Annotated in this window: 4 protein-coding genes; 2 read left to right on the forward strand and 2 right to left on the reverse strand. The window is 66.6% G+C overall.

Annotation, left to right across the window (positions count from 1 at the left end; genetic code table 11):
* Together F3T56_RS45585 and F3T56_RS45590 are read left to right on the forward strand one after the other, a co-directional pair.
* On the forward strand, nt 1–1070 hold a 1070-nt coding region (locus tag F3T56_RS45585), incomplete at its 5' end, for a glycosyl hydrolase 53 family protein (protein WP_172639496.1).
* 347 nt (nt 1071–1417) lie between these two features.
* A complete protein-coding gene (locus tag F3T56_RS45590) occupies nt 1418–2731 on the forward strand; it encodes an RICIN domain-containing protein (protein WP_149831335.1) in 1314 nt (437 codons plus the stop codon).
* Nucleotides 2732–3329: 598 nt separating this feature from the next.
* Here the strand turns inward: F3T56_RS45590 and F3T56_RS45595 are convergent.
* Both F3T56_RS45595 and F3T56_RS45600 read right to left on the reverse strand, forming a co-directional pair.
* Nucleotides 3330–4522 (reverse strand): IS3 family transposase gene (locus F3T56_RS45595; RefSeq protein ID WP_425473757.1). Its coding sequence is split into 2 segments (ribosomal slippage): nt 3330–4258 and nt 4258–4522, totalling 1194 coding nucleotides; the frame shifts between segments, so codons are not numbered across the junction.
* 376 nt (nt 4523–4898) lie between these two features.
* A complete protein-coding gene (locus tag F3T56_RS45600) occupies nt 4899–5717 on the reverse strand; it encodes a S1 RNA-binding domain-containing protein (RefSeq protein WP_246204870.1) in 819 nt (272 codons plus the stop codon).
* Nucleotides 5718–5844 lie beyond the last annotated feature (127 nt).

Genomic DNA, 5844 nt, shown 5'->3' on the forward strand with positions numbered 1-5844 from the left:
GGGCCGAGCTGGAGTTCGCGGACCTGTCCCAGACCGTGTACGACTTCACCGCCGACTACCTGGACCGGTTGATCCAGCAGGGCACCACGCCGGAGAAGGTGGCCGTCGGCAACGAGATCATCAATGGGTTCATGTACGGCAGCGAGGCGGCCCACATCGGCACGACGAATCCGCCGTATTTCGTCGACCAGGCCGATATCTACCAGTCCAAGCCCGGCGGCGGCCTGCTGTGGAAGTACTGGCGGTCAACCGACCCGGTGGAGCAGCAGCTCTACGACCAGTCGTGGGACCGGTTCACCACCCTGGCCGCGGCCGGGATCAAGGCCGTCCGCGACGCGTCACCGACATCCAAGGTCGAGATACACGTGATTGTCGGCAAGGACCGGCTCGCCAAAACCATGGAGTTCTGGCACCAGTTCCTCACTCGGGTGAAGGCAAAGGGCCAGAGCCCCGATGTGCTGGCCATCTCGTACTACCCGGAATGGCACGGTACGCCCGAGGCGCTGGATCTCAACCTGAACACCATGGCCACCACCTACCCCGGCTACGAAATCGACATCGCCGAAACCGCCTACCCCGCCTCGGGCGGCGATGGCTCGCCGTTGCCCAACTCGCCGTACCCGCGAACCATTCAGGGGCAGGCGGACGCGATCCGTAGGGTGTTCCAGGCCGCCAACGACGTGGTCGACAACCGAGGTTCAGGTGTGCTGGTGTGGGAGCCGGCGGGCTACCAGCCGATGTTCCGGGCCGTGCCCGGGCTGGCGAACACGTGGGAGCCGCACGCGTCCATCAACGTCTTCAACGCCAGCCGCGCCAAGCACATCCTCCAGGACACCGTCTACACCGGCACCATGGTGGGGGCCGCCCCGAAGCTGCCCTCCTCCATCCGCATGCTCACCACCGCCAACAACACGATCACCCGTGTACCCGTCCGCTGGCAGCCGTTGCCACCTGGCGCGACCGACAGGCCGGGTGAGGTGACAATCACCGGGATGACCCGCACAGGACCGGTCACGGCGGTCATCGACGTCATGCCCAGCCACGGCGAACCCGACTTGACCACCTCATAGCCTGCTTCACCGACGTCGCACCGCCGAGCCACGACGGCACCGGCGACATCATCACTGCTTCACAGCAGTGCCCCGCTCACTCGGTGGCCGACAGCAACAACTGCGGCAGCGCCTGGGGGAACCATGCCGTGTTCGACCGGAACGGCCACACTCACCCCGACATCCGGTGCGCCCGACCAATCGCACGCCGCTCCTGCCGCCCCTCGCGGGTGGCAGGAGCACCCACACCCGCTGTTGCGCCGTGCGCCCCGTCGACCTGTCGGCCTCTGTCGCCGACGGGACGCACCCGGCAACGGGACCAGCCGAACGCCAAACCCCCCACCCATCCCCGCACCCAAGGAGTCACCATGACCCTGCGACGACGGACCTTCCTCAGCATGAGCGCGGCCGGAGCGACGGGCGTGGGCCTGTCCCTGCTCGGGGCAGGACAGGCACCGGCCGCCGCCGCGCCACTGGACACCGCGCCGACCACGCCGTTCGCGGTCGGCGTGCGCCGGTACAACTGGACCCGCGGCAGCCGCCCGTGCACCACCTACGTCTACTACCCCGCCACCGGCACCCCCGGCGGCAACCCGGTGACGGACGCCCCGGTCGCAGGCGGGGTCTTCCCCGTCTACAACATGACCCACGGCTTCGGAAGCAGCCCGCAGAACTCCCTGTTCATCATCCGGGCCCTGGCCTCGGCGGGCTTCATCGTCCCCGCTCCGCACTTCAACCACAACTTCAACGACGTCAGAAACGGCAACACCTCCAAGGACGTCTCGCAGATCATCACCAACACCCTCGCGCTCAACGCGAGCGGTCCGCTGGCCGGGCACATCAACACCGGCATCGGCGTCGGCGTCTCGGGCCACTCCCTGGGCGGCATGGTCACCCACGGTCTGCTGACCTCCTGGCCCGACAGCCGGATCATCTCCGCCAACCCCCAGTCCTGCGAGGACATGGGCAACCCATCCAGCTCGGTCTCGGCCAAGGTCCTGTTCGTGCACGGCGACCGGGACTCGACCACGCAGTACTCCTCGGCCCGGCAGGCGTACTCGGAGATCACCTGGCCCAAGGCGTTCCTCACCTTCGTCGGCGGCAGCCACACCAGCTTCTGGAGCGACCAGCGCTTCCCGAGGACCGTCGTCGACTGGGCCCGCTGGACCATGTACGGCGACACCGCCGCACGGGACCGCCTCCCGGCCGACGCGGCCGGGTCCAACACCAAATGGGAAGCCCAGCTGGGCGACTCCACCGGCGGCCCGGGCCTTTACACCCTGCTGGCCCAGCACAGCGGCAAGGCTGCCGAGATCAACGGGGCCTCCACCGCCGCCGGCGCGCAACTCGTCCAGCGGACCACCAACAGTCGCCCCAACCAGCAGTTCGAGTTCGTCGACGCTGGCGACGGCCACGTCCGCGTCAAGGCACTGCACAGTGGCCTGTTCCTCCAGCCCACTGGCACCGCGACCGGAGCAGACGTCGTCCAACAGGCCGACACCAGCGCCACCAGCCAGCAGTGGCGCGTGGTCGATCACGGTGGTGGCGTGATCAGCCTCGTCAACCGGGAGTCCGGCCTGGCGATGGATGTCTGGGAGTACTCGACCGCCGACGGCGCCCGCATCTCCCAGTGGACCTACACCGGCAACCCCAACCAGCGCTTCACCCGCCGCCGCGTCTGACCGGAACGTGTCGGGGCACCGCTCGGGCAACAGGGCGGGCGGTGTCCCGATGGCGCCGATAGTCCTTCGCGACTGGCCAAGGGGTGTGCAGCCTTCACGCTCGGCGCCCGAGCGTGCGCAGAGATACGTCCGCCAACTGGCCCTGACAAAGCCGGATTGGTTCGACGCCACCCATCCTCTACGTCCTGACCTGGGCTTTCGTGGACCCGCCTGCGCCCACTGGACCGGTATGGACGGCGTTTCCAACCTGTGCCAAGTGGGACCGTCCCGTCAGAGCGCTTGGCCACCAGCGGACGTCGCCCTGCAGTAACAGCGTGCAGGGCAGTGTTGGCCGCCGGTGCCACGCCTGGCCGAAGTACGAGCAGTTGCCGCAGAGCACGATCGCTGGCTACCACCAGGCGGCCGCCCCGGGCAAAGCAAGATCCGGACCATTCCCGGGCCGACGACTCCGACGAGCTGCCCATAGCCGCCATGTGCGCAGGTCAACGATTGAGCTGCCCCGAGTTTCGTAGAGTCCGATCTTGATGGTTCAGGCGGACTGCGGGACTTGCTCCTGGCNTGAGCTGCCCCGAGTTTCGTAGAGTCCGATCTTGATGGTTCAGGCGGACTGCGGGACTTGCTCCTGGCTCCGCCAGAAGGCTTGCTCGTACTCGGCGGGCGGTACGGAGTCGAGTGCGGAGTGGAGGCGTTCTTCGTTGTACCACGTGATCCACTGGAAGATCGCCCGCTCGACCTGGTCGACGTCCCTCCAAGGACCCTGCATCTCGATCAGCTCGGCCTTGAAAGTGCCGTTCAGGGCCTCGGCCATCGCGTTGTCATACGAGTCCGCGACCGAGCCGACCGACGCTGAGGCGCCGATGTCGGACAGCCGGTCGGTATACCGAATTGACACGTATTGCGACCCGCGGACGCTGTGATGAACGAGGCCGGAGTTCTTCTTGATCCTCCGTCTCCACAGCGCCATCTCCAGGGCGTCCAGCGGGAGTTCGGTCCGCATGTGGTTCGCGACCTGCCAGCCGACGATCATCCGTGTGTACACGTCCAGGACGAATGCCACGTATGCCCAGCCGGACCAGGTTCGGACGTAGGTCATGTCTGCCACCCAGAGCTGGTCGGGCCGCAAGGCGGTGAAGTCGCGGTCGACCAGGTCCGGCGGGCGGGGTGCCGACGGCTCCGGGACGGTGGTGCGGCGGCGCCGGCCACGGATGACGCCCTCGATGCCGAGCTCGGCCATCAGCCGCTCGACGGTGCAGCGGGCCACCTCGTGGCCCTTGCGCCGAAGGGCGCGGGTGATCCGGCGGGCGCCATAGGTGCCGCCCGATTCCGTGTGGACCTGCCCGATCAGCGGCATCAGCTGCTCGTCGCGGAGCCGGCGGGCCGACGTCGGCCGCTTCTTGCGGGCGAAGTACGTCGACGGCGACAGGTCCAGCACCCGGCAGCCGGGATCGACCCCGAGACCTCTGCCACGCAGGTGGTCCATCACCTGCTCGGCCTCGTCCGGGGACGGTCGATCTCCTGGGCAAAAAACACGCCGGCGGCTTTGAGGATCTCGTTCGCACGCCTCAACTCCGCTACTTCTTTGCGGAGTTGTTTGAGCTCGTCCTGCTCGGCGGTGGTCAACCGGTCGTCGCGTTCGCCGCGGTCGGCCTCGGCTTGGCGGACCCAGCCGCGCAGGGCCTCTTTGTGGATGCCCAGGTCCTTCGCGACGTGGGCGATCGGCCGACCGGTGGCGCGGACCTCGCGGACCGCGCGCTCACGGAGCTCGTCCGGGTATTTACGGGGTGCTGCCATGGTGCTGGTGAATCTCCTTCGCCAGGACCGTAACCCTGGCATCAGGGACTCCACAAATCTCAGTACAGCTCANCTGGTGAATCTCCTTCGCCAGGACCGTAACCCTGGCATCAGGGACTCCACAAATCTCAGTACAGCTCATCCGCGTTCGTCTGGGCCTATGTCACCGGCGGCGAGCCTCTCTACGCGCCACGGCACGTCGAAGTCGCACAGCCCCCGGACACTCGCCAAGCCTGGCAACAGCGCCGGGCGAACACCTGGTTCCAACTCTCCCGCCCCCACGCTCTGAACCACTACACGGCCCTACGCGGACTCCTATGCCAGCACGGCGACGCCCTCATCGAGAAGATCGATCGGGCACCAGCATGCCCATTCGCTAGGCTCTGTCCGCTCCGCCAGCAACGCCCAGCCGCACCCGGTGATGCTGGAGGTCGACCTCGGCGACCTTCACCGTGATCAACTCGCCTTCATCGACAAGCTGATCCGGGGTCTCGACCGGCTCGTCAGCCAGCTCTGAAAGATGAAGGAACCCCACAACGTCGGGAGCAAGCTGCACGAACACGCCAAAAGGAACGATCTTGGTGATCGGCCCGGTGAGAACCCGGCCGACCTGATCCGCAAACCGAATGAGTGGATCTTCCTGCAGAGCCTTCAACGAGAGCGTGACCTGCCCGGAGCGCGTCTCGGCAATGATCACCTCAGCGGTGATCCGCTGGCCGACTTCGACTGCCTCGGAGGGGTGGTTGATCCAGCCCCACGTCAGGTCCGGCACCCGGATGAAGCCGGTGCAGAGGCCGTCCGGTTCGCCATCGACGTGAACGAAAACCTCGAAGTTGTGAACCTCGGAGACCGTCCCAGCGACGACCTGCCCTCGTTCAAACGAGAGGAGAAAGGACCGCAAGGCCGGAATCTCGCACGCCCTGGCGGAGAGGTGAAGCTGGCCTTCGCGCCAACGCCCGATCTCTTCGGCGTTGATCTCCTGGCCGACCTCAAACAGCTCGGATGGATGCTCCATCCGACGCATCGACGCCTCCTGTCGAGGAACCCGACCGATCTCGGTCCCTCCGTCGGCATCCACAAGCTCCACCAGGACGTCCGCTCCGTCAAACCCGATGACCTTCACCGTTCTCACAGCCCCCGGCCAGAGCTGGTTGATCAAGGACTGCATGTGAGGGTCAGGGGCTGGCTCGGACATGGTGGTGAGCCTAGTCGGCGTCGGCCGCACCGGTTCCAACTCTCATGACCAGGTTCCAACTAGACGAATGAGTCCGATGTCTGGGCTGGTGCGCGGGCATGAAGAGAGGGCGTTCAAGATCATGTTG

This window comes from Streptomyces tailanensis, from assembly GCF_008386495.1.
Taxonomy (GTDB): Bacteria; Actinomycetota; Actinomycetes; order Streptomycetales; family Streptomycetaceae; genus Streptomyces; species Streptomyces tailanensis.